Annotated in this window: 20 protein-coding genes and 3 tRNA genes; 7 read left to right on the top strand and 16 right to left on the bottom strand. The window is 54.3% G+C overall.

Features of this window, described 5'->3' with window-relative positions:
- The first annotated feature begins 89 nt into the window (after positions 1-89).
- Complete coding sequence (locus ACT3RR_RS13415) at positions 90-1,091, top strand: zinc-binding alcohol dehydrogenase family protein (protein WP_496200501.1); 1,002 nt, start codon at positions 90-92, stop codon at positions 1,089-1,091.
- A gap of 65 nt (positions 1,092-1,156) precedes the next feature.
- Here the strand turns inward: ACT3RR_RS13415 and nadR are convergent, their stop codons facing one another.
- The 3 genes from nadR to serB all read right to left on the bottom strand — a co-directional run bounded on the left by nadR (position 1,157) and on the right by serB (position 4,871).
- On the bottom strand, positions 1,157-2,416 hold the full coding sequence (gene nadR, locus ACT3RR_RS13410; protein ID WP_034786984.1) for a multifunctional transcriptional regulator/nicotinamide-nucleotide adenylyltransferase/ribosylnicotinamide kinase NadR: 1,260 nt from the start codon (positions 2,414-2,416) through the stop codon (positions 1,157-1,159).
- 77 nt (positions 2,417-2,493) lie between these two features.
- Positions 2,494-3,876, bottom strand: coding sequence for a DNA repair protein RadA (radA, locus tag ACT3RR_RS13405; protein ID WP_396131581.1), 1,383 nt, complete (start codon positions 3,874-3,876; stop codon positions 2,494-2,496).
- 29 nt (positions 3,877-3,905) lie between these two features.
- Positions 3,906-4,871 (bottom strand): phosphoserine phosphatase, encoded by a 966-nt coding sequence (serB, locus tag ACT3RR_RS13400; RefSeq protein ID WP_396131580.1) that lies wholly within the window; start codon positions 4,869-4,871, stop codon positions 3,906-3,908.
- A 252-nt stretch (positions 4,872-5,123) separates the two neighbouring features.
- On the opposite strand from serB, the gene ACT3RR_RS13395 reads away from it, so the two are divergent.
- Positions 5,124-5,921 (top strand): YtjB family periplasmic protein, encoded by a 798-nt coding sequence (locus ACT3RR_RS13395; RefSeq protein WP_353500933.1) that lies wholly within the window; start codon positions 5,124-5,126, stop codon positions 5,919-5,921.
- Here the strand turns inward: ACT3RR_RS13395 and yjjJ are convergent.
- The 5 genes from yjjJ to deoC form a co-directional block, all read right to left on the bottom strand.
- Entirely contained in the window at positions 5,918-7,264 is a 1,347-nt protein-coding gene (yjjJ, locus tag ACT3RR_RS13390) for a type II toxin-antitoxin system HipA family toxin YjjJ (protein WP_485903069.1), read from the bottom strand. The genes ACT3RR_RS13395 and yjjJ overlap by 4 nt on opposite strands.
- Positions 7,265-7,514: 250 nt before the next feature.
- Positions 7,515-8,234, bottom strand: a complete 720-nt coding sequence (gene deoD / locus ACT3RR_RS13385; protein WP_353500931.1) for a purine-nucleoside phosphorylase — start codon at positions 8,232-8,234, stop codon at positions 7,515-7,517.
- Positions 8,235-8,343: 109 nt separating this feature from the next.
- Entirely contained in the window at positions 8,344-9,567 is a 1,224-nt protein-coding gene (gene deoB, locus ACT3RR_RS13380; protein ID WP_353500930.1) for a phosphopentomutase, read from the bottom strand.
- A gap of 108 nt (positions 9,568-9,675) precedes the next feature.
- Positions 9,676-10,995, bottom strand: coding sequence for a thymidine phosphorylase (gene deoA / locus ACT3RR_RS13375; protein WP_353500929.1), 1,320 nt, complete (start codon positions 10,993-10,995; stop codon positions 9,676-9,678).
- Positions 10,996-11,108: 113 nt separating this feature from the next.
- Positions 11,109-11,888, bottom strand: coding sequence for a deoxyribose-phosphate aldolase (gene deoC / locus ACT3RR_RS13370; protein ID WP_496200500.1), 780 nt, complete (start codon positions 11,886-11,888; stop codon positions 11,109-11,111).
- Between the two features lie 55 nt (positions 11,889-11,943).
- On the opposite strand from deoC, the gene ACT3RR_RS13365 reads away from it, so the two are divergent.
- Positions 11,944-12,207 carry a hypothetical protein gene (locus ACT3RR_RS13365; RefSeq protein ID WP_496200499.1) on the top strand — a complete coding sequence of 88 codons (264 nt, stop codon included), beginning with the start codon at positions 11,944-11,946 and terminating at the stop codon, positions 12,205-12,207.
- Between the two features lie 250 nt (positions 12,208-12,457).
- Here ACT3RR_RS13365 and ACT3RR_RS13360 read toward each other — a convergent pair whose 3' ends face one another.
- The 7 genes from ACT3RR_RS13360 to ACT3RR_RS13330 form a co-directional block, all read right to left on the bottom strand.
- The gene (locus tag ACT3RR_RS13360; protein WP_496200498.1) at positions 12,458-13,237 is read right to left on the bottom strand and encodes a TatD family hydrolase; all 780 of its coding nucleotides are present in this window, start codon (positions 13,235-13,237) and stop codon (positions 12,458-12,460) included.
- Positions 13,237-14,448, bottom strand: coding sequence for a patatin-like phospholipase family protein (locus tag ACT3RR_RS13355; protein ID WP_496200497.1), 1,212 nt, complete (start codon positions 14,446-14,448; stop codon positions 13,237-13,239). The genes ACT3RR_RS13360 and ACT3RR_RS13355 overlap by 1 nt, the downstream gene beginning before the upstream one ends.
- Positions 14,449-14,661: 213 nt before the next feature.
- Positions 14,662-14,823: a DUF1328 domain-containing protein gene (locus ACT3RR_RS13350; protein WP_013577105.1), complete on the bottom strand. Its 162-nt coding sequence runs from the start codon at positions 14,821-14,823 to the stop codon at positions 14,662-14,664.
- Positions 14,824-15,106: 283 nt separating this feature from the next.
- Positions 15,107-15,697, bottom strand: a complete 591-nt coding sequence (gene osmY, locus ACT3RR_RS13345) for a molecular chaperone OsmY (protein WP_034786952.1) — start codon at positions 15,695-15,697, stop codon at positions 15,107-15,109.
- Between the two features lie 480 nt (positions 15,698-16,177).
- Positions 16,178-17,767: a peptide chain release factor 3 gene (gene prfC / locus ACT3RR_RS13340; RefSeq protein WP_034786949.1), complete on the bottom strand. Its 1,590-nt coding sequence runs from the start codon at positions 17,765-17,767 to the stop codon at positions 16,178-16,180.
- A 149-nt stretch (positions 17,768-17,916) separates the two neighbouring features.
- Positions 17,917-18,360 (bottom strand): ribosomal protein S18-alanine N-acetyltransferase, encoded by a 444-nt coding sequence (gene rimI, locus ACT3RR_RS13335; protein WP_496200496.1) that lies wholly within the window; start codon positions 18,358-18,360, stop codon positions 17,917-17,919.
- Positions 18,329-18,742: a DNA polymerase III subunit psi gene (locus tag ACT3RR_RS13330; protein ID WP_396131573.1), complete on the bottom strand. Its 414-nt coding sequence runs from the start codon at positions 18,740-18,742 to the stop codon at positions 18,329-18,331. The genes rimI and ACT3RR_RS13330 overlap by 32 nt, the downstream gene beginning before the upstream one ends.
- Before the next feature lie 115 nt (positions 18,743-18,857).
- Between ACT3RR_RS13330 and rsmC the strand changes: the two genes are divergently transcribed.
- The 4 genes from rsmC (at position 18,858) to ACT3RR_RS13310 (ending at position 20,561) form a co-directional block, all read left to right on the top strand.
- Positions 18,858-19,916, top strand: coding sequence for a 16S rRNA (guanine(1207)-N(2))-methyltransferase RsmC (rsmC, locus tag ACT3RR_RS13325; protein WP_396131572.1), 1,059 nt, complete (start codon positions 18,858-18,860; stop codon positions 19,914-19,916).
- Positions 19,917-20,197: 281 nt separating this feature from the next.
- Positions 20,198-20,283 (top strand) — tRNA-Leu (locus ACT3RR_RS13320).
- A gap of 57 nt (positions 20,284-20,340) precedes the next feature.
- Positions 20,341-20,426 (top strand) — tRNA-Leu (locus ACT3RR_RS13315).
- Between the two features lie 49 nt (positions 20,427-20,475).
- Positions 20,476-20,561, top strand: a tRNA-Leu gene (locus ACT3RR_RS13310).
- A gap of 136 nt (positions 20,562-20,697) precedes the next feature.
- Here ACT3RR_RS13310 and ACT3RR_RS13305 read toward each other — a convergent pair.
- Positions 20,698-20,982, bottom strand: coding sequence for a DUF1435 domain-containing protein (locus tag ACT3RR_RS13305; protein ID WP_353500867.1), 285 nt, complete (start codon positions 20,980-20,982; stop codon positions 20,698-20,700).
- Positions 20,983-21,134: the final 152 nt, after the last annotated feature.

The following is a 21,134-nucleotide window of genomic DNA, read 5'->3' as shown; positions in this document are numbered from 1 at the left end:
TCAGACGAACACTTTGTTAGTTATTGTCCATCTTATCAGCTTAGCTCATGGCGACTACACTCTGTGTAACCCTTAATGGAGGAACCCACATGTCCATCAACGCTATTGCCGTAAACCCGAAGAACCCTGCGCACTTTATTGCGATTGAACTGCCACAGCCTGAAGTCGGCGAGTTTGACCTGCTGGTTGAAGTAAAAGCCGTCTCCGTCAATCCGGTCGATACCAAGGTGCACAAAGGCGCACAGAAAAATGGCCTGGATGCCCCGCGCGTGCTGGGCTGGGATGCCAGCGGCGTGGTGAAAGCCGTCGGCAGCGCGGTGAAAAACTTTAAGGCGGGCGACGAAGTCTGGTACGCCGGTGACATCACCCGTTCAGGTAGCAACGCCACCGAGCAGCTGATTGACTCGCGCATTGTGGCCCGTAAACCAAGCTCCCTCAACTGGGCAGAAGCCGCCGCCATGCCGTTGACCGCGCTGACCGCGTGGGAGGCGTTGTTCGAACACCTGCATATTCAAAACGCCGGTGAAGAGAAAACCCTGTTGATCATCGGCGGTGCCGGTGGCGTTGGCTCGCTGGCTATTCCTTTTGCCGCGCTGCGCAGCAAAGTGAAAGTGATCGCCACCGCCTCACGCCCGGAATCGGCCCAGTGGTGTCTGGATCGCGGCGCGGACCTGACCGTGAACTACAAAGATTTGAAAGGTGAGTTGGCGAAGCATGACATCAAACAGGTCGATTTCATCCTCTGCCTGAATGACACCGACGGCCATTGGGCCGCCATCAGCGACCTGATCGCGCCAATGGGCCACATCTGCACCATCGTTGAGAATGAGCATCCGCTGGACCAGAGCAGCCTGAAAGTGAAAAGCGCCGCGCTGCACTGGGAGCTGATGTTTACCCGCAGCATGTTCAACACGCCGGACATCGCCCAGCAGGGTGAAATTCTCAAGGAGGTGGCTGAGTTAGTGGACGCGGGCAAAGTGAAAACCACGCTGAGCGACACCCTGCACGGCCTGACGGTGGAAAGCATTGAAGCCGCCCACGCCAAAGTGCTCGACGGCCATATGCAAGGCAAAGTGGTTATCGCCTTCTAAGCCGGAGAGTTTGCATAAAAAAGCCCCCGATTTGTGAGAATCGAGGGCTTTTTCATTTTGACAATTTACTCTTTCGGCAGCGCGCTCACCCGGCTGGTATCGGCCGCCAGCATGATCTGCACCAGCTCCACGCACTCGAGGAAACGCTCGTCGTAGTCTGAGGATTTCACGTGCACGTAGTCGATGTTGTTCTGCTGCAACATCTCGATTAACAGGTTCTGGAAGGAGGATCGGTCAGTGGTGCTGCCCAAACTGCGCAGCCCGTCCGCCACCCACGGCGTGTTGTTCTCCAGCAGGATCACCAGATCAAACCGGTATTCGTCCATCAAGGCTTGGACAAAGGGATGCTCGCGACCTTCGTACTTTTTGCAAAATGCCTGCGTGGTCAGAAAGTCGGTATCGATGAAAGCCACCTTGTTGGCGTATTTCACCGCGAAGTCGATGTACTGGGCCTGCCCAAGCGCGATTTTGTCATAGTCGGAATATTGCAGCGCCATCTCGTCACCGCCGAGGTGGGAGAAGACATAATCGCGGCCATATTCCCACGCACTGGTGGTGTTGAAGATGTTGGCTAACTTATTGACCAGCGTGGACTTTCCGCTCGACTCGCCGCCCAGAACCGCCACGGTTCGCACAAAGAACGGCTTCACTTCGGTCGGGATATAGTCCCAATAGCGGAATGGGTCGCGGCGGATTTGCGATCCGCTGATATTCATAAACGAGCGTTTGGGATCGATAAGCACGGTTTCGATCCCCAGATGCTCGCGGTAGCGCGGCGCATCGTTCTCTTCGCTCGAATAGATGGTATTCGGCACGATCCCCTGCTTGTTCATAAAGTCGGTTATCCCCTTACTCCACACGTCCCAGCCGTGCGGATAAGGCTCCATTCCCTCTTCGTTAAACGAATGAATATGGATGTTTTTCTGATACTTAAAGGTTTGCAGCAGCCAGCGCAGTCGGTCGCTCACCGTGGGTTGCTGAGACATGGAGCTGTTCTCAAACAGGCTCAGGTCGCGAGGTTCGTCATAGCCCATGATGATGTGCAGTTCATCGACCTGGCTACAGGCGCGCTGGATTAAATAGATGTGTCCGGTATGCAGGGGATAAAATTTACCAAACACCACGCCGATGTTTTTCTCCCGGCGGGGGAATTCAAGATCGAGGAAACGGTGCAGCGCTTCCAGCTTTTGCGCACTCGGGCTTTTGATTTTGGCATTCAGCAGTTGGCTTAGATAGCCCTTGGTCATGCCACTGGCGTCCGCGACCTGCTGTAATGTACATCCCTGTTTCTTAATTGCCGTCTTCAGATAATCAAACTGTGACATACCTTGTCCTCTACCCTGCGTTTAATTTACTAAACAAAAATAGCACAACTGGCGGGTAGAGGAATACTCAGAAAATGTTACAGATCGTCGAGGATCGCCAGCGCATCCGCCAGCTTCTTCACGCCAAACACCTGCATTCCGGCGGGCACCTTTTTCGGCACGTTGGCATGAGGCACGATGGCGCGTTTGAAGCCGTGCTTGGCGGCTTCGGTGATTCGCTCCTGACCACTCGGCACCGGGCGAATCTCTCCCGCCAGCCCCACTTCCCCGAACACCACTAAATCTTGCGGCAGCGGGCGGTCACGCAGGCTGGAAACCAACGACAGCAGAAGTGCGAGGTCAGCACTGGTTTCCGTGACTTTTACGCCGCCGACCACGTTGACGAACACGTCCTGATCCGCCATCTGCAAGCCGCCGTGACGGTGCAACACCGCCAGCAGAATCGCCAGTCGGTTCTGCTCAAGGCCTACCGCCACGCGACGCGGGTTGCCCATCATCGAGTGGTCCACCAGCGCCTGAATCTCCACCAGCAGAGGCCGGGTTCCTTCCCACAGCACCATCACCGAGCTGCCGGACGTTATCTCATCACCGCGGCTAAGGAAGATGGCCGACGGGTTGCTCACTTCGCGCAAGCCCTGCTCGGTCATGGCGAACACGCCCAATTCATTCACTGCGCCGAAACGGTTTTTATGGCTACGCAGGGTGCGGAAGCGGGAGTCGGCATCGCCGTCCAGCAGCACCGAGCAGTCGATACAGTGCTCAAGCACCTTCGGCCCGGCCAGAGAGCCGTCTTTAGTCACGTGGCCGACCATGACAATCGCCACGCCGCGCGTCTTGGCGAAGCGCGTCAGGTAGGCAGCGGTTTCGCGCACCTGCGCCACCGTGCCCGGCGACGACTGAATGTCCGCCATGTGCATCACCTGAATGGAGTCGATCACCATCAGCTTCGGCTTCTCCTGATCGGCAATCAGGCAGATTTGTTCAATGCTGGTTTCAGACAGCATGTTCATGTTGGCGGTCGGCAGCCCGAGGCGATGGGCGCGCATTGCTACCTGCTGGAGTGACTCCTCGCCGGTGACATACAGGGTTTTCATGTTTTCGCCGAGGTTACAGAGGATCTGCAACAGCAGCGTACTTTTACCCGCCCCCGGATTACCACCAATCAGGATCGCACTGCCCGGCACCACGCCGCCGCCCAGCACGCGGTCAAACTCTTTGAACCCGGTGCTGAAGCGCGGCAGTTCGTCGAGACTGATTTCAGACAGCTTCTGCACGCGGCTAACGCCCGCATCGCCGGCATAACCACTCAAACGCTCGTTGCGGGCCACGGTTGGCGATGCAGACAAACGGATTTCGGTAATGGAGTTCCAGGCCTGACAGGCACTGCATTGCCCCTGCCAGCGCGGATAATCTGCGCCGCATTCATTACACACAAATGCTCGTTTTGCTGCTTTTGCCACAACTTACCTCGAAATATTGGATTTAAAACTTAGGCTAAGCTTCCGCTTAAAATGCAGAGAACGCCAATTAAGTCGGCATGACGGATACAGACCTCCGCCTGCTCGTAGACCTTCGGCTTGGCGTGATAGGCAATGCCCATGCCCGCGACGGCCATCATCTTCAGGTCGTTCGCGCCGTCGCCGATGGCCACGGTTTGCTCTTTCGGGATCTCAAGCTTCTCTGCCAGCTTGAGCAAAGTATCGGCTTTATATTGTGCATCGACGATGGGACCAATCACGCGCCCAGTTAGCTTACCGTCGCGGATTTCCAGCTCGTTGGCCGCCACGTCAATCAGGTTCAGCTTGTCGCGCAGGTATTCGGCGTAATAGGTGAAGCCGCCGGAGGCGATAGCCACGTGCCAGCCCAGCTCTTGCAGGCGCTGCACCATTTTGGTCAGGCCCGGCATCAGCGGTAGAGTTTCACGCACTTGTTGCAGGATACCGGCATCAGCATCTTGTAGGGTGGCGACGCGTTGACGCAGGCTGGCCGAAAAATCCAGCTCGCCGCGCATCGCGCGTTCGGTCACTTCAGCCACCTGCTCGCCGACGCCCGCCAATTTGGCAATTTCGTCGATGCATTCAATCTCAATCGCGGTAGAATCCATGTCCATCACCAGCAGCCCCGGCGTGCGCATGTGCGGCACTTTGCCAAGCTGGGTGACATCAAGCTCGAAGGACTCGGCCAACGCTTCTATGTCCGCGGTCAATGCACCGGCCAGACGAATAACCTGATAATCATCAACGGTCCAGGCGCTGACAATCACCAGAGCGCGGCCCAGACGGCGTTGGAAGTTCGTAATGCTTGTTTTGTCCAGTTTCCTGCCGTACAGCAGCCAGCCAGTATGCCCAGCACGGTAGTCCAACGGCATCACTTCGTCACCGCTGAGTGAAAGGGGAAGTCCCGGCCATTGGTGGATCTCCGCGGGAAGATCGCAATAGGTCAGACTGTTTGGCATGATTACTCCTGTCGAGCAGTTAGGCGTAGAAACAAGGATTTAACAAATTCAAAGATTACCCAAAATCATTCACGTTGCGTCAAGGCGGCAACTGAGTGAAATCCAGGAGCATACATCAGTATGTGACTGGGGTTCGCGAAGGCAGCCAACGCAGAAGCAGCTTGAAGGATGCTGGGTAAATGAGGCAACAAGCTACCCTATAGCCCGCGCTTCTGGCAACATTAAAGTCGTCGAAAATCTTAAGGAAACAGAATGGCAAAGGCCAAACTGAAATTTCGCCTGCATCGCACAGCTATCGTTTTGATTTGCTTGGCTTTATTGGTAATTCTGATGCAAGGAGCTTCTTACTTTAGCTTGGGGCATCAGCTTGCCCGTTCCCAGCAGGTGGAACAACTTGCCCAGACACTGGCGAAACAGGTGGCTTTTACTCTGGCTCCGCTGATGGACAGCGAGAATGATGGCGCGGATATCGCCCAGATTTCCACTATTTTGAATCAACTTACCGACAACAGTCGCATTCTTGATGCCAGCGTGTATCAGATGGACGGCACGCTGATCGCCCATGCCGGTGAAAAGGTGCCGGTTCGCGACCGGCTGGCACTCGACGGCAAGCGCGCGGGAAGCTACTTCAACCACCAAATCGTTCAGCCGATTGAAGATAAAGACGGCCCGAACGGCTTTCTGCGCCTGACCCTAGACACCCACGTGCTGGCAACCGAATCCAAACAGGTGGATAACACCACCAACCTGCTGCGCCTGATGATGCTCGCCGCGCTAGGCGTCGGCATTATTCTCGCCCGCACCCTGCTGCAGGGCCGCCGCAGCCGCTGGCAGCAATCCCCTTTCCTGCTGACTGCCAGCACGCCGGTGAAAGAGGATGATGAGCCAGAGGAAGAAGAAACGGACGAGTTTGGCCCACCGCCGACGCTCAACATGACCGAGCCAGACGCCGAGGTCGCTCCCGCGAAACCCGCCACCGAGCAACAAACCAAAGAAGCCGCCCAGGCCGCCTACCGCAGCCTGAAACGCAGCCGGGAAAAGCGGGATTAGGCCAGCCGCCGAATATTGGCGGTGATTTCCGTAACCTGAGCCAGCATCTGGCTGGCTATCAGGCGGAATTCAGGGCTGATAAGCGCATCCTGCTCCACCTTCTGCCAAAAATCTAACGCCCAGCGCTGGGCCCGCAGCCACTGGCTTTTCGCCACGGCCGGGTCTAAAACAATATTGATTGCCTGCCGTTTCATGTTGCCGCTTCTGTCCGGCGCGAAGCTCATCGGCAGCATGTCGTAAACCGGCGATAGCTCGAAGGCGAACTTGTTCGGCAACAGCGGTGGGTCGATAAACGACAGGTTGCCCTGATGCATGTCACCGTTGGCGATCAGCTTGCCAAAGGCGTAAAGCTCGCCAATGCGCATCAGCGTGCTCTGCGAAATCAGTTTCTCCTGCTGCAATTTTGCCGCGATGGCGACCCAGCTACCGTGGCTGCCTGTGAATTCAGCGGCGACGGCCTCCAGCGAGGCCAAACCGCGCCGCCCGCGCTCGCCAAGGCGATCAAAGCGTTCGACCTCTAAGAACACCTCACCATGACTTCCGCTGTACACCTCTGCCTGCGCCGCTGCAATGCCTGCCTGTTGCAGCACGGCCAGCGCGTGAGCCTCCGCACGCAGTAAATCACCCCAGCGCCGGGTGTTTTCATTGGCTTCTTGTGGTGAAAATTTTACTAAAACGTGGGAAGCGGGCTTCTGCTGGTGCTCGACAAAAACGCTAAACTTCGGCTGCTCTCCCCCGGCCGAAGAACCCACTTCTTGCCCCGCGAGGCTTTTTTGCGCCAGCTTCTCGAAAGCAGAGATCTTATCTTGGAAAGCCACGGCCGCCTCATCCGGCTTTAACGCCCACTGCTGATACGCGGCCTGCCCCACAATGAGGTTGCCCACGGTTTCATTGCCATGTCGGCTGAGGGCCAGCAGGGTTTGCGATTCATTCCACAGCTTAATGTCTTCAGGTAGGGCCAGCAGCGCGCTGATATCCCGACCCCACGCGCGGCCCAAAAATCCCTGAGGGCGCATGTCGGTAATAAACCACGGCAGCCCGTCGAACAGCACGCATTGGCCATCGACAGTTTCAAACGCGCAGCTCTCCGCAGGCCATATCGACACAATGCGGCCTACTTGCTCCGCCTGCCCCTGGGTATCAATTCGGTAGAATGCAAATTCGCTCTCTCCACCAATGGGTCGCAGCAGGGCGTAGCGCGTCGACTTCCCGCGGCCAATCTTGCGTACATCATTCTGCTCGGCAAGCCTGCGGGAAAGGGTTGCCTGACTTACCCCGATTTGGGCCATGATCTCTTTCGCCGTCAGGCTGCCCTGACGCAGTAAATCAGCTAACTCGCTCATCGATGAATAGCATCCTGAATAGAAAGATGAATAGAAAGAGATAATTATTTATAGATCAACACTGAAGAACAAGCGAGGAAAAACCATTAAAAATAGAAATTTAGAGCGATTACTGAAAATACGAGAAAGATTGCCGATCAAATAAAGCACAAAAAACCGTGATTTCGTGAATAGAAAAGCTGAAAAATATGAATAGAAACGGGGACTTTTAAGGGTCCCCGTTTTGTTGTTTGTAGTCTGGCTACAGAACTTACTCTTTATCGCCCAGCAGAACGGATTCCAGCGCGATTTCGATCATGTCGTTGAAGGTGGTCTGGCGTTCTTCAGCGGTGGTTTGCTCGTGAGTACGGATGTGGTCAGAAACAGTACAGATAGTCAGTGCTTTAGCGCCGAACTCTGCTGCCACGCCGTAGATACCGGCAGCTTCCATTTCAACACCCAGAATGCCGTATTTTTCCATCACGTCGAACATTTGCGGGTCTGGCGTGTAGAACAGGTCAGCGGAGAAGATGTTACCCACGCGCGCGGTGATGCCTTTGGCTTTGGCCGCGTCAGAGGCGTTGCGCACCATGTCGAAGTCAGCGATAGCCGCGTAGTCATGGTCTTTAAAACGCATACGGTTCACTTTGGAATCCGTACATGCGCCCATGCCGATAACGATGTCGCGCAGCTTGATGTCTGGACGGACTGCGCCGCAAGAACCCACACGGATGATTTTCTTCACGCCGAATTCGGTGATCAGCTCTTTGGCATAGATTGAGCAAGAAGGAATGCCCATGCCGTGGCCCATTACAGAAATTTTGCGGCCTTTATAAGTACCGGTGAAGCCCAACATGCCACGCACGTCGTTCACTTGTTTCACGTCTTGCAGGAAAGTCTCAGCAATGTGCTTGGCGCGCAGCGGATCGCCCGGCATCAGCACTACGTCAGCAAAGTCGCCCATCTCGGCATTAATGTGTGGAGTTGCCATTGTTATCGTCCTTTCATTCTTTTTAGATTTTATAGATAAAAAACAGGGTGGATTTCACGCCGTAGCCGGACCCGAAGCCAACAACGCTACGGCGTGAAAAGCGCTGTGTTTACAGCATGGATTTACCGTAATCCATCGGCGACAAATCGAAGTACTTCGCCACGGTCTGGCCGATATCCGCGAAGGTGTCGCGGTAACCTAACGAGCCAGGTTTCACTTTCGGGCCGTAGATTAACACTGGAATGTGCTCGCGGGTATGGTCGGTACCACGCCAGGTTGGGTCACAACCGTGGTCAGCGGTGAAGATGATGATGTCATCTTCTTTCACCAGCTCCAGCAGCTCTGGCATACGACGGTCGAACAGCTCTAGCGCAGCCGCGTAGCCCGGCACGTCACGGCGGTGGCCGTAAGCTGAGTCGAAATCTACAAAGTTGGTGAAGACGATAGTTTTGTCGCCAGCCAGTTTCATCTCTTGAATGGTCGCGTCAAACAGCGCGTCCAAGCCAGTGGCTTTCACTTTTTTGGTGATCCCCACCTGAGCATAGATGTCGGCGATTTTACCCACAGACACCACGTTGCCGTTTTTCTCATCAACCAGCTTTTTCAGAATGGTTGGCGCTGGCGGCTCTACGGCTAAGTCATGGCGGTTACCGGTGCGCTCGAAGTGACCTTTTTTGTCACCAATGAACGGACGCGCGATAACACGACCAATGTTGTAGCCGCCTTCGGTCAGCTCTTCACGAGCGATTTCACACAGCTCGTACAGGCGATCTAAGCCGAAAGTCTCTTCGTGACAGGCAATCTGGAACACGGAGTCAGCAGAGGTATAGAAAATCGGCTTGCCGGTTTTCATGTGCTCTTCGCCCAAGTCGTCCAGCACCACGGTACCGGAAGAGTGGCAGTTGCCCAGATAACCCGGCAGGTTGCCGCGCTCTACCAGCTTATCCAGCAGTTCCTGCGGGAAGCTGTTGGTGGTGTCGCTGAAGTAACCCCAGTCGAACAAGACCGGAACACCGGCGATTTCCCAGTGACCAGACGGGGTGTCTTTACCGGAAGAAAGCTCGCTGGCGTAGGCGTAAGCGCCGGTTATCTCAGCGTTACCGTCCATACCGTCAGGGATCTTGCCGGTAGACGCTTCGGCAGCTTTCGCCAAACCTAAACGGGTTAGGTTAGGCAGATTCAGTGGGCCTTGGCGTCCAACGTTGGCGTCGCCACGTGCACAGGCAGCGGCAATATGGCCCAATGTGTCAGAACCTGCATCACCGAATTTTTCAGCATCTTTACTGGCACCAATACCGAATGAGTCCAGTACCATGATAAACGTACGTTTCATCTTGCACTCCTATGCTCAATTATTCGTTGCGTGCATCGGTTCAGGCCGACACACAGATCATATTGAATTGGGGGCGTCGCTACGCATTTTCAACCCCCAAATATCCGATTATTTAATTCTGCGATACACCACCGGGGTGGTTTCCGGCGCCTTGTCACTGAGGACAATCGCCGCGCGAACTTCTTCAGCGGCGCTCTGCCAGGCTTCTTCATTGCTGGCGTGGATCATCGCCAATGGCTGCTGGGTGTCCACCTGCTGGCCCAATTGCGCCATGTTGGTCAGCCCAACGCTGTAGTCGATTGGGTCGCTGGCGCGACGACGGCCGCCACCCAGTGATACCACCGCCATGCCCAGCGCGCGGGTGTCCATGGCGCTGACGATCCCGGCTTTTTCTGAATACACAGGCTTGCTGAGGGTCGCCTTCGGCAGATAGCTGTCGTAGCGCTCGATGAAGTCGGCCGGGCCTTTTTGCGCGGCGACCATGCGGCCGAAGATCTCTGCCGCCTTGCCGTTGTCGAGCACGGCTTGCAACTGGCGGCGTGCATCGGCGTCGTCACTGGCTAAACCGCCAGAAATCAGCATTTCGACGCACAGCGCCATAGTGACTTCTAGCAGGCGTGGGTTGCGGTATTCGCCAGTCAGGAAGCGCACGGCTTCGCGCACCTCCACGGCATTACCCGCGCTGGATGCCAGCACCTGGTTCATGTCGGTCAGCAGCGCGGTGGTTTTACAACCCGCGCCGTTGGCTACGTCAACGATCGCCTGCGCCAAGTCTTCGGACAGCTGGTAGGTCGGCATGAAGGCGCCGGAACCGACTTTGACGTCCATCACCAGCGCGTCCAGCCCTTCCGCCAGCTTTTTGGCGAGAATCGAGCCAGTGATCAGCGGGATAGAGTCGACGGTGGCCGTGATATCACGGGTGGCGTAGAAGCGTTTGTCCGCCGGAGCCAAAGAGCTGGTCTGGCCAATGATTGCCACGCCCACGTCTTTGATAATACTGCGGAAACGGTTGTCATCCGGGAAAATGTCAAAGCCCGGAATGGCTTCCAGTTTATCCAGCGTGCCGCCGGTATGGCCCAAACCGCGCCCGGAGATCATTGGCACGTAGCCGCCACAGGCCGCTACCATCGGACCCAGCATCAGCGAAGTCACATCGCCCACGCCGCCGGTGGAGTGTTTGTCGACAATCGGCCCGTTGAGGTTGAGGCTGTTCCAATTCAGAACGGTGCCGGAGTCGCGCATCGCCATGGTTAGCGCCACGCGCTCTTTCATGTTCATGTCGTTGAAATAGATGGTCATCGCCAAGGCAGCAATCTGCCCTTCCGATACCTGACTGTCACGGATCCCATTGATGAAAAAGCGAATCTCTTCTTCGCTTAGCGGCTGTCCGTCACGTTTTTTTCGAATAATTTCTTGTGCGAGAAACACGGAGTGCTCCTTAATGACTAGGAATGTAGAGAGGAAGTTATTGATGTTCCAGGGCTGGGGCCCGGCGAGCCGGACCCCGTAACGCCGAATGCGTTAGCGAATTGCCTTAACGATCAATAGCTGCTGGTAGACTTTTGGTCAGCGTGGCCCAGCGTGGTCAGCAGGCTGGCTAACAGGCTGGATGCGCCGAAACGGAAATGACGCGAGTCAGCCCATTCGCGGCCCAGTAGGCGGTCTGCCAGTGCCAGATACTGCGCGGCGTCTTCAGCCGTTTTCACGCCGCCCGCTGGCTTGAAGCCAACGTCTTTGCCTACGCCCATCTCTGCAATCACTGTCATCATCAACTCTGCGCTGTGCAGGGTCGCGTTGACCGGGACTTTGCCGGTTGAAGTTTTGATGAAGTCAGCACCGGCTTTGATGGCGATTTCTGAGGCTTTACGAATCAGCGAATCTTGCTTCAGTTCGCCAGTTTCAATAATCACTTTCAGCAGCACATTGGCGGCAGCACAGGCTTCTTTGCACTGTTTTACCAGCTCAAAACCGATCTGCTCGTTGCCCGCAATCAGCGCGCGGTATGGGAATACAACGTCAACCTCATCTGCGCCATAGGCAATAGCCGCGCGGGTTTCAGTCACGGCGATCTCAATGTCATCGTTGCCGTGCGGGAAGTTAGTGACGGTCGCGATACGGATGTCAGGAGTGCCTTGCTCACGCAGGGCTTTACGCGCAACCGGAATGAAACGTGGATAGATGCAGATAGCAGCGGTGTTGCCCGCCGGGCTTTTGGCCTGATGACACAGGGCGATCACTTTTTCGTCAGTGTCGTCGTCATTCAGGGTAGTTAAATCCATCAGGTTCAGTGCGCGTTGTGCTGCGGCGGTTAAATCGGTCATAAAACTCTCCAACAATTTTCAATTCCAGCGACCAGCCAGAACTGAGCATACAGTCATGAACCCGGCAAAAGATGCCGAACTCTGCACGGTTGGCGAGCGGACTTGGTTCCTTGAAGACAGCGAACAGAGGCGAATTTGCGCCCTGCTGGCAGATGAGATCCTTCTCACCGCACCTGATTGGCATCAGCCAATGCGTTGTGACTATTTGAACACGCCGTATCAGGTTGCTCTGTGCAGTATTTCACAAATTATGAAAACCGTTTGCAACGTTACTTTCACAAATGAGATTCGCATCACACTTACGCTGCAGCAATTCTGAAATTGGCGCAATTATGCTCAATATCCGGCCCTAATAAGAGTGTACACCCGATTCATGACAACTGATGGCGGGTTGCCCACTCTGTGATCACCGACCGGTGATCTTGAAATGAATGTTATAATAATAACATTTAAAGGAGAAGTATCGCGTTTAAAAAGCGCACTAAAAGCTATACCTAGAAATTTGGCGGCTTATGAATGTTATTTAAATAACAAAATGACATTTAAGAAGCCCAAACTGACCGGGAAATTTAAAGCGGAAGGGCGAAAACGCGGCGGGTGTTCTCCAGCAGGGCGCTGGCAATCTGCTCCGGGGACTCTTCCCGCAGTTCGCACAGCACATCAAATACCGCTGCGGCGCGCTCGGGGCGGTTGGGTTGGCCCTGAAAACCTTGCAGCGGCATGTCCGGCGCGTCGGTTTCAAGTAGCAGACTGGAGAGAGGAAGCTGGGCCATCACATTGCGGGTTTTCTGCGCTCGCTCGTAGCTAATGGTACCACCGACGCCAATAGCAAAGCCTAATTTAACAAAGGCTTGTGCTTGCGAAAGGCTGCCCGCAAAACCATGAACCACGCCCGTCGCCGGCAGTTTCGCCTGACGCAGCATGGCGGCCAGCGGATCGTGGCTGCGGCGAGAGTGGAGGATAACCGGCAGGTTTTCGCGTTTCGCCAAGGCAAATTGCGATTTGAGCAGCCGCTGCTGCTTTTCAAACTGCGGCTCTTCCATATAGAGATCTAAACCAATCTCCCCTACCGCCACCAGCTTGTTATCACGCTGAGCCAGAAAACCGTCCAACAAATCAATATCGGCATCTCGGTGCTGGGCGATATACAGCGGATGCAGGCCCAGCGCGGCGTAAAGCTGGGGATGCTGTTTGGCTAGCCGCACGATGCCCTGAAAACGGTCTGAGGTAACGGCAGGCACGATGATTTGGCGGACACCCGCCTGTTCCGCCATGGAGAGGCTCTCAGCCTCGGCGCCGGTAAAAGGCGGGAAATCAAAATGGCAGTGGGTATCAATAAAATGCGCCATTACAGATTCTCACCATCGCTGCGTTTGTCCTCGGCTTTTGGCGAGGCGTCGGGCTTAGACGTGCTGCTTTTGGCGGCGTATTGGCTCTCATCGTGGAATGCGGCCGGGCGTACCATGCCGCCATCGGCCACGATGTCAGTAAGCACGGCGGGATCGAGAATGATCTGCTCCACCGGCCCGGCCTGCGCGGCGATCGGCACCACGTTTTCTGGATTCTCCTCCGGCACCACCACGCGTTTTGGCCGGGTTTTGCGCGGCAAAATGTAGGGCAAGGGTTTATCTTTTTCGCGCGGGATAAGCCAGTGTGACGCAGCAGACAGGAAGTAGCGCGCACAGCGGCGTCCGAGATGGTAATCCTGATTCAGCGCCGGGAAACGGCTGCCCAGCGCGTGGCTGGCCAGGGGTTTTGGCGGGAAAATCTCAAAGATGCGCAGATCACCCGGTGGGTTTTCGATGAATTGCTGAATACGGTGATAACTGCTTTCATGGTGTTGCATCATGCGCACCAGCTGTTGCAGGCTGCTTTCGCTCAGCCACTGCTCCATCCGTTTCATCCACTGCGGGGTATAGAACATGGCGGACGGCACGGTGCGGATCACCACGATCGTGTCCGCGCCGCGGCGATAAGCCTCTTCCACCGGGATGGCGTCACTGATGCCGCCGTCCTGGTAGCTCACGCCGTCCAGCTCCACGCCCATGCGATAGAAGCCAGGAATGGCGCTGGAGGCTTTGATCACCGGCAGCCAGTTCTCGCGCGTCGGCGCAAAGTAGTTGGCGGAGTAGTCATCGCTGCGGCAGGCGCACATCAGGAACTCGCGGCCGTCGATCAGCAGCTTTTCGGCGGTATCTATCGCCAGCGGCATATTTTTTGAGGTTTCTTCCACCAGCCAGTCGAGATCGATCAGGTGGCCGCCACGCACAAAGCGCAGCGGATTGAAGAAGTGTGGGCTGGTTGTGTAGCGAGTGATGACGCGTCGGGCATAACCCGGCTGGCCGCAGACGAAAGCGGAAAGATTTTGTGCCCCGGCAGAGGTGCCGATATACAGGTCGAACGGATTAAACCCCGCACGCTGGAACTCATCCAGCACGCCAGCGGTGAAAATTCCGCGTTGTCCGCCGCCTTCGCACACCAGTGCTATCTTGCCTGGTTTGTAGGGTTTGTAAGCCAGTGGTTCAATGTTGCCGAGCGTGACAGGTATTCTGTATCCCAACGCCTTTCCCTCAGTATTTCAGCCTCACAGATGGCGGGCCTCAACTAAGAGCATACATTGTCTTTCTAATATGGGTAATCAACAGACAAAATACCGGGGATTAAATCGTTACTTTCTGTTAACCAAGCTATCTAATCTCTAGAAGTTGGTACTCAGCGTAAGATTTAATCCCCGGCAGGATTCTAAGTGCTACTTAATCTTTCCGACCTGGTGTCAGAGTCGTTTACGTCCGGTAAACAAGCTCACCAAGAACAGAATGATACCGACGACGAAGACGATTTTTGCAGCCCAAGCAGCTGTACCAGCCAGACCACCGAAACCAAGTGCCGCCGCGATAAGCGCGATGATTAAAAATATAATGCCCCAACGAAACATAAGCTTCTCCTTACCCTATTTAACTTTTACCCAAATCAATGTGGTACCCAATATTCCGGGCCTCAGTTCAGCTTTAAACATTTCTTTTCGGCTGCTTCAAAAGTGCTTTTTACGTGTTGAAAGAAAAATGCTTACCTTTTAAAGATAGTCGTAAAAATGAAACTGTTAGGAAAACTGACTGTTTTATGGCGCGAAAGGTCCCATGAGTTCTGTTTTATGGTGTTAACGCTTACTGCTGAAGAGCAGATTGCCTGCCTAAACAGGCAATCTTTGATCGAAAATCTTATGGTGCGATTTTCAAATCATTTTTGACGCTTTTTACACCGTCAACGGTTTTAGCCACGCTTTCAGCACGATCGGCCTGCGCCTGATCTTTCACTGAACCGGAAAGTTGAACAACACCGTCGGTGGTTTCAACTTTGACCATGCGTGATGGAACGATGTCATCAGCCAGCAGCTTAGCTTTCACCGACGTGGTGGTGGCGGTGTCGCCAGCATAGCCTTTCGCGGACTGCTCTTTGCTGTCTTTAGTGTGCAGTTTATCGCTGACGGATTTTACGCCTTCAACTTTAGTTGCAACGGCCACGGCTTGCTCGCCTTCAGCCTGTGAGCCGACAAAACCACTCAGCGTGACGACGCCGTTGTCGGTTTTAACGGAGATATCATTGCTCTTGATCGCTTTGTCATCGATCAGTGCGCTTTTAACTTTTGCTGTAACGGCGCTGTCGCCCATGTAGCTATCAACTTTCTTCATGGAGCTATCGATTTTTGCACCCGCGCTATCAGTGGTGGTTGCAGCCAATGCGCTCCCGCTCATTACAGCGGTGCTCAAAACAACGGCCAGCATGGAATAGGCAAAGTTAGACTTTTTCATCGATTTCTTCCTTTAGTTTATAAGTCCTAAATGGCGGACTCTTTACGTCACATGGTCGTGACGGTTTTGTGCAATATCGAACCAGACTCAAGGTCTGTAACTTAGTTAAAAACCTTTCTCTTATTGCATGTGCAGTAGAGTCATTTGTTAAAGGGTGAGATTTGTCACCTTTACCCTATAACACTCTGCTTTATTAATCGGAAGCAGTGGTTTAACCCACCGTTCGCTGCACACAGATTTAATATAGCTGAGAAATCGAAGATGGGGAGAAAGAATGCTAAATCGGCGCCAAATGCAGACAAGTCCGATCAAAACACCACAATATTGCCCAATAAATCAACGAAAACCGCAAAAGTAGTTTCGCAGCGGAAAGATTAAAACAGCAGAATTGTGCAAGCGGGAAGAGAAAAGGCGACCGGATCGTCGCCTTTTGAGGGGGGCTGAGTTAACCAATGAAATAGGTTAACCGAGCAGTGAAAATTAATGCTCGCGGGTTTTGCGGAACGTCACTTCCGGGTAACGCTCTGACGCCAGGTTCAGGTTCACCATGGTTGGCGCGATGTAAGTCAGGTTATCGCCGCCGTCCAGCGCCAGGTTAACTTCGTTCTTACGCTTAAACTCTTCGAACTTCTTCACGTCGCTGCATTCAACCCATCGGGCGGTGCTGACGTTGACGGATTCGTAAATCGCTTCAACGTTGTACTCGCTCTTCAGACGCGCGACCACCACTTCAAACTGCAGTACGCCGACTGCGCCAACAATCAAATCGTTGTTGGCGATTGGGCGGAATACCTGCACTGCGCCCTCTTCCGACAGCTGAACCAGCCCTTTCAGCAGCTGTTTCTGCTTCAGTGGGTCGCGCAGACGGATACGACGGAACATTTCTGGGGCGAAGTTCGGAATGCCGGTGAACTTCATGTTCTCGCCCTGAGTGAAGGTGTCACCAATCTGAATGGTGCCGTGGTTGTGCAAGCCGATGATGTCGCCCGGATAAGCCTCTTCCACGTGCGAACGGTCGCCCGCCATAAAGGTCAGCGCGTCGGAAATCACCACGTCCTTGCCGGTACGCACCTGACGCAGTTTCATGCCTTTTTCATATTTGCCGGACACCACGCGCATGAAAGCCACGCGGTCACGGTGTTTCGGGTCCATGTTGGCCTGGATCTTAAACACGAATCCGGTGAACTTCTCGTCGCTGGCTTTCACTTCGCGCAGGTCGGTGTTGCGTGGCATTGGGGCAGGTGCCCACTCAACCAGTCCGTCCAGCATGTGGTCAACGCCGAAGTTACCCAATGCAGTCCCGAAGAACACTGGCGTCAGTTCGCCACTGAGGAATGCTTCTTGCTCGAACTCGTGGGACGCGCCCTGCACCAGCTCCAGCTCTTCGCGCAGCTGTTTCGCCAGATCTTCGCCCACGGCGGCGTCGAGGTCAGGGTTATTCAACCCTTTAACAATGCGCACTTCCTGAATGGTGTGACCTTTACCGGTCTGATACAGGTAAGTTTCGTCTTTATAGAGGTGGTAAACCCCTTTGAACAGCTTACCGCAGCCGATAGGCCAGGTAATTGGCGAGCAGGCAATTTTCAGCTCGCGCTCAACTTCGTCCATCACTTCCATTGGGTCGCGGATGTCACGGTCGAGTTTGTTCATAAAGGTAAGAATTGGCGTATCGCGCAGACGGGTAACTTCCATCAGCTTACGGGTACGGTCTTCTACACCTTTCGCGGCGTCGATCACCATCAGACAGCAGTCCACCGCCGTCAGGGTACGGTAAGTATCTTCCGAGAAGTCTTCGTGCCCAGGGGTGTCGAGCAGGTTAACCAGACAGTGGCGGTACGGGAACTGCATCACGGAGGTGGTGATGGAGATACCGCGCTGCTTTTCCATTTCCATCCAGTCGGATTTCGCGTGGTTATTGGAGCCACGGCCTTTTACCGTACCGGCGGTCTGAATCGCGTGTCCGAATAACAACACCTTTTCAGTGATGGTCGTTTTACCCGCATCGGGGTGAGAAATAATAGCGAAGGTACGGCGTTTAGCCACTTCGAGGGCGAATTCACTTGGAGACATGTTTTTCACGTTTCTTCGGTTGGCCGCCCTGCATCATTGTTCATCACGTCACAGGACGTCAGGCAAAGCGGTAATAAAAGTTAATAGCCAGCTATTTTCACTGATTTAAGCTGGATGGGCAATCAATGGTTTTTTAGGCAGGGTTTACGCTAACCCAGAATCAGCGCCATCATGATGGCGTCTTCACGGCCTTGCGCGGCGGGGTAATAGTTGCGGCGAACGGAAACTTCATTAAAGCCGAGGCTTTCATACAGCGCGATGGCTTTGCTGTTGGAGGCGCGGACCTCAAGCCACAGGGTGACGACGTCGCGCTGCTCGAGCTTTTCGATGACATCTTCAAGCAGCTTGCGGCCTAAACCTTGGCGCTGGAATGCGGGGTCGATGGCGATGTTGAACAGCGTCGCCTCGTCGAGAACGATCTGCGTGATGGCGAAACCGGCCATCTGCTCGCCCTGCGTGATTTTGAGATTGAGGTAACGCTCGCCCTGATTGCTGGCCAAGGTTTTCTCGGTCCAGGGGAAAGCGTGGCTGGCGTTTTCAATTTGCAGAGCACGGGGTATATCAGCGGGCGTCAGAATAGAAATGTTGTTCATTTTCACAAATCTGCTGCCAGAGCGCGCGTTTGGCTGCGGCATTTTGATAAAGCTCGGCCAGAGCCGGGCTGGATAACTGTGTGCCTTCGACCGCTAAGGGTGCGTTAATGCCCAGTCGCCATGTATTACAGTGCGTGCCTTCGGGGAGCATACTCACCTGCTCTGGCGTTAGACGGTAAACCTGTTGAGCCGCCAGCGCGAGGCTGCGCACCACATCATTTACCAACGGATCATCTTCAGCAGGAGGCACATCGGCGACGATCAGTAGTCGGGTATTTTCCGGCAAGCTAACGGCCACTTCCCCTTGTAAAACAGAGGGTTTGCGCAATGTCCACTGGGTGATCCCCATCTGTTGTAACAGCCAGTCTCGTCTTGATGCCATACCTGTTCCCTGCCTGTTGAACACCCGAAATGCCGCGCTATGCTAGCAAACACATCGAACGCGCGCCAATAAACCTCTATAATCACCGGTCATATTCCTGAGGAGCCACAACCTGATGTCTGCATTAACCCCGGCAAGTGAAGTAATACTGCGCCACAGTGACGAATTTACAGGGCGCCGCGTGCTGTTTGCCGGTGACTTACAAGATGATTTACCCGCCATTTTCGTTGATGAGTGCGAGGCCGAAGAGGTTCGCGTTCATACCAATCAATATCACCATTGGCAGATGCTGAGCGGCGCATTACAAGACAATGTGCAATTTAGCCTGTTAGCCGATGCTGAATTTATCCAGCCTTCTGACCTGCTGGTCTACTACTGGCCGAAGAGCAAGCAGGAAGCAAAATTCCAACTGTTCAACCTGCTGTCCCAGCTGCCTGTTGGCATTGACCTCTTTGTGGTCGGCGAGAACCGCAGTGGCGTTCGCAGCGTGGAAACCGTGCTCGAAGAGCTGTGCGCCGTCAGCAAAATCGACAGCGCGCGCCGCTGTGGCTTATACCACGGCCGTTTGGAAAAGCAGCCTGCGTTCGACGCCGAAGAGTGGTGGGACACCTATATGGTGGAAGAAGTCGCTATTAAAACCCTGCCTGGCGTATTCAGTCGTGAAGGGCTAGATAGCGGCAGCCTGTTGTTAATTAACAGCTTTGAAGAGCCGGTGAAAGGCAAAGTGCTGGATATCGCCTGCGGCTCCGGCGTGCTGGCGGCAGTATTGGCCACTTATTCGCCAAAAATGAAAATCACCCTCAGCGATGTGAGCGCAGCGGCTATCGAAGCCAGCCGGGCGACGCTGGCAGCTAACGACCTGCCGGGTGAGGTTATCGCCAGTAATGTCTACTCCGACATCGCGGGTCGTTTCGATATGATCATTTCCAACCCGCCGTTCCACGAAGGCTTGCAAACCAGCCTCCATGCGGCTGAACAGCTGATTCGCGGCGCAGCCAAGCACCTGAATACCGGCGGGCACCTGCGCATCGTAGCTAACGCCTTCCTGCCATACGCTGCCCTGCTGGATGCCACCTTCGGCAGCCACGAAGTGTTGGCGCAGAATGGCCGCTTTAAGGTGTATCAAGCCACGCTAGGCCGCACGCCACGCGATCCGAAAAAGAAAAAACGCTAACCTTAACTCGCCGGAGCCGTACAGGCTGCGGCACCTTACATCGCCGCGGCCTTGGCTTCACTCAGGGAGACATCAAACGCGGCGAACTTTCCCTCGAGTCATTGCATTTGGCCTATTGGTAAATAGCTAAACAGCCCTATTCCCCGTGAATATGCTGCTTTTTACACCAAACGTCGGCAATGGCGGAAATAAGTATTGACGGCGGAGCGGAAATCTCTAGAATTCGGCCCCGTAGTTGTATTACTCGCAGAGTAAGTTCTGATGAATTTTCTGCTGAGAATGCGATGGTGGCGGAATTGGTAGACGCGCTAGCTTCAGGTGTTAGTGTCCTTTGGATGTGAGGGTTCGAGTCCCTCCCTTCGCACCAATACAACTACTGAGTGAGTTAACAGCAGTAAACTGAATTTATATTGCACGGCACGATGCGATGGTGGCGGAATTGGTAGACGCGCTAGCTTCAGGTGTTAGTGTCCTTTGGATGTGAGGGTTCGAGTCCCTCCCTTCGCACCACTCCGGTGATATAAATCAGGCAGTTAGATATAAAGAAGAAATCATCTGTGCGATGGTGGCGGAATTGGTAGACGCGCTAGCTTCAGGTGTTAGTGTCCTTAGGATGTGAGGGTTCGAGTCCCTCCCTTCGCACCACATGATTCTCTTCAAATATCGACATCCCCTCTTGCAAGTCTCTGTCTTTTCTCAAAAAATCTCTGCCTTTCAGGCAACAGTCAGTCACCCAAAACCCCTAAACCTTGTTAAACGATTTATCCTTTCGCCCGTCCGGTTATAGCAGATTGAAATTTAAAGAGAGTGCTGTCAGCCCGCCTGCCAGTGCAACAAACGACGGCAGGAGTAAATAGTGGCGAAGTGTTTTATGCAGCAACATCACCAGCGTGGCGAGCATCGCAATAACGACCAGTACGCGTAGGTTATCCAACGAAAGATTGGCTAAAGCCAAGAAGGGCAGCAGCGCACAAGGCAAAAGTACGCCCCAGCCGCTGGTCAGCCTTTTACCTAAAAACCAACTCACTCCCCAGAGTCCACACGCCGCTACCATCGCTGCAATCATGATCTTTGCCACAAAGTGATAATGAGAACCAATAGCATATAGCAATTTTTCTCATCGCGCATCATTTTGCCCGCCACGCGCCCGTTAAGGTGACAGTGGTAACCAAAAGTGATAGTTTTAAGTTCGGTATTTAATAACCTATCGAATTTAAA

Source organism: Ewingella sp. AOP8-B2-18 (assembly GCF_052376015.1).
Classification (GTDB): Bacteria; Pseudomonadota; Gammaproteobacteria; order Enterobacterales; family Enterobacteriaceae; genus Ewingella; species Ewingella allii.
This window is presented reverse-complemented; position numbering and strand designations above follow the sequence as displayed.

Bases quoted from the DNA above. Each gene is read 5' to 3' on its own strand.
- ACT3RR_RS13415 (WP_496200501.1), top strand. From the start codon at position 90: ATGTCCATCAACGCTATTGCCGTAAACCCGAAGAACCCTGCGCACTTT.
- nadR (WP_034786984.1), bottom strand. From the start codon at position 2,416: ATGTCACAGTTTGATTATCTGAAGACGGCAATTAAGAAACAGGGATGT.
- serB (WP_396131580.1), bottom strand. From the start codon at position 4,871: ATGCCAAACAGTCTGACCTATTGCGATCTTCCCGCGGAGATCCACCAA.
- ACT3RR_RS13395 (WP_353500933.1), top strand. From the start codon at position 5,124: ATGGCAAAGGCCAAACTGAAATTTCGCCTGCATCGCACAGCTATCGTT.
- yjjJ (WP_485903069.1), bottom strand. From the start codon at position 7,264: ATGAGCGAGTTAGCTGATTTACTGCGTCAGGGCAGCCTGACGGCGAAA.
- deoD (WP_353500931.1), bottom strand. From the start codon at position 8,234: ATGGCAACTCCACACATTAATGCCGAGATGGGCGACTTTGCTGACGTA.
- deoB (WP_353500930.1), bottom strand. From the start codon at position 9,567: ATGAAACGTACGTTTATCATGGTACTGGACTCATTCGGTATTGGTGCC.
- deoC (WP_496200500.1), bottom strand. From the start codon at position 11,888: ATGACCGATTTAACCGCCGCAGCACAACGCGCACTGAACCTGATGGAT.
- ACT3RR_RS13365 (WP_496200499.1), top strand. From the start codon at position 11,944: ATGAACCCGGCAAAAGATGCCGAACTCTGCACGGTTGGCGAGCGGACT.
- ACT3RR_RS13360 (WP_496200498.1), bottom strand. From the start codon at position 13,237: ATGGCGCATTTTATTGATACCCACTGCCATTTTGATTTCCCGCCTTTT.
- ACT3RR_RS13350 (WP_013577105.1), bottom strand. From the start codon at position 14,823: ATGTTTCGTTGGGGCATTATATTTTTAATCATCGCGCTTATCGCGGCG.
- osmY (WP_034786952.1), bottom strand. From the start codon at position 15,697: ATGAAAAAGTCTAACTTTGCCTATTCCATGCTGGCCGTTGTTTTGAGC.
- prfC (WP_034786949.1), bottom strand. From the start codon at position 17,767: ATGTCTCCAAGTGAATTCGCCCTCGAAGTGGCTAAACGCCGTACCTTC.
- rimI (WP_496200496.1), bottom strand. From the start codon at position 18,360: ATGAACAACATTTCTATTCTGACGCCCGCTGATATACCCCGTGCTCTG.
- ACT3RR_RS13330 (WP_396131573.1), bottom strand. From the start codon at position 18,742: ATGGCATCAAGACGAGACTGGCTGTTACAACAGATGGGGATCACCCAG.
- rsmC (WP_396131572.1), top strand. From the start codon at position 18,858: ATGTCTGCATTAACCCCGGCAAGTGAAGTAATACTGCGCCACAGTGAC.
- ACT3RR_RS13305 (WP_353500867.1), bottom strand. From the start codon at position 20,982: ATGATTGCAGCGATGGTAGCGGCGTGTGGACTCTGGGGAGTGAGTTGG.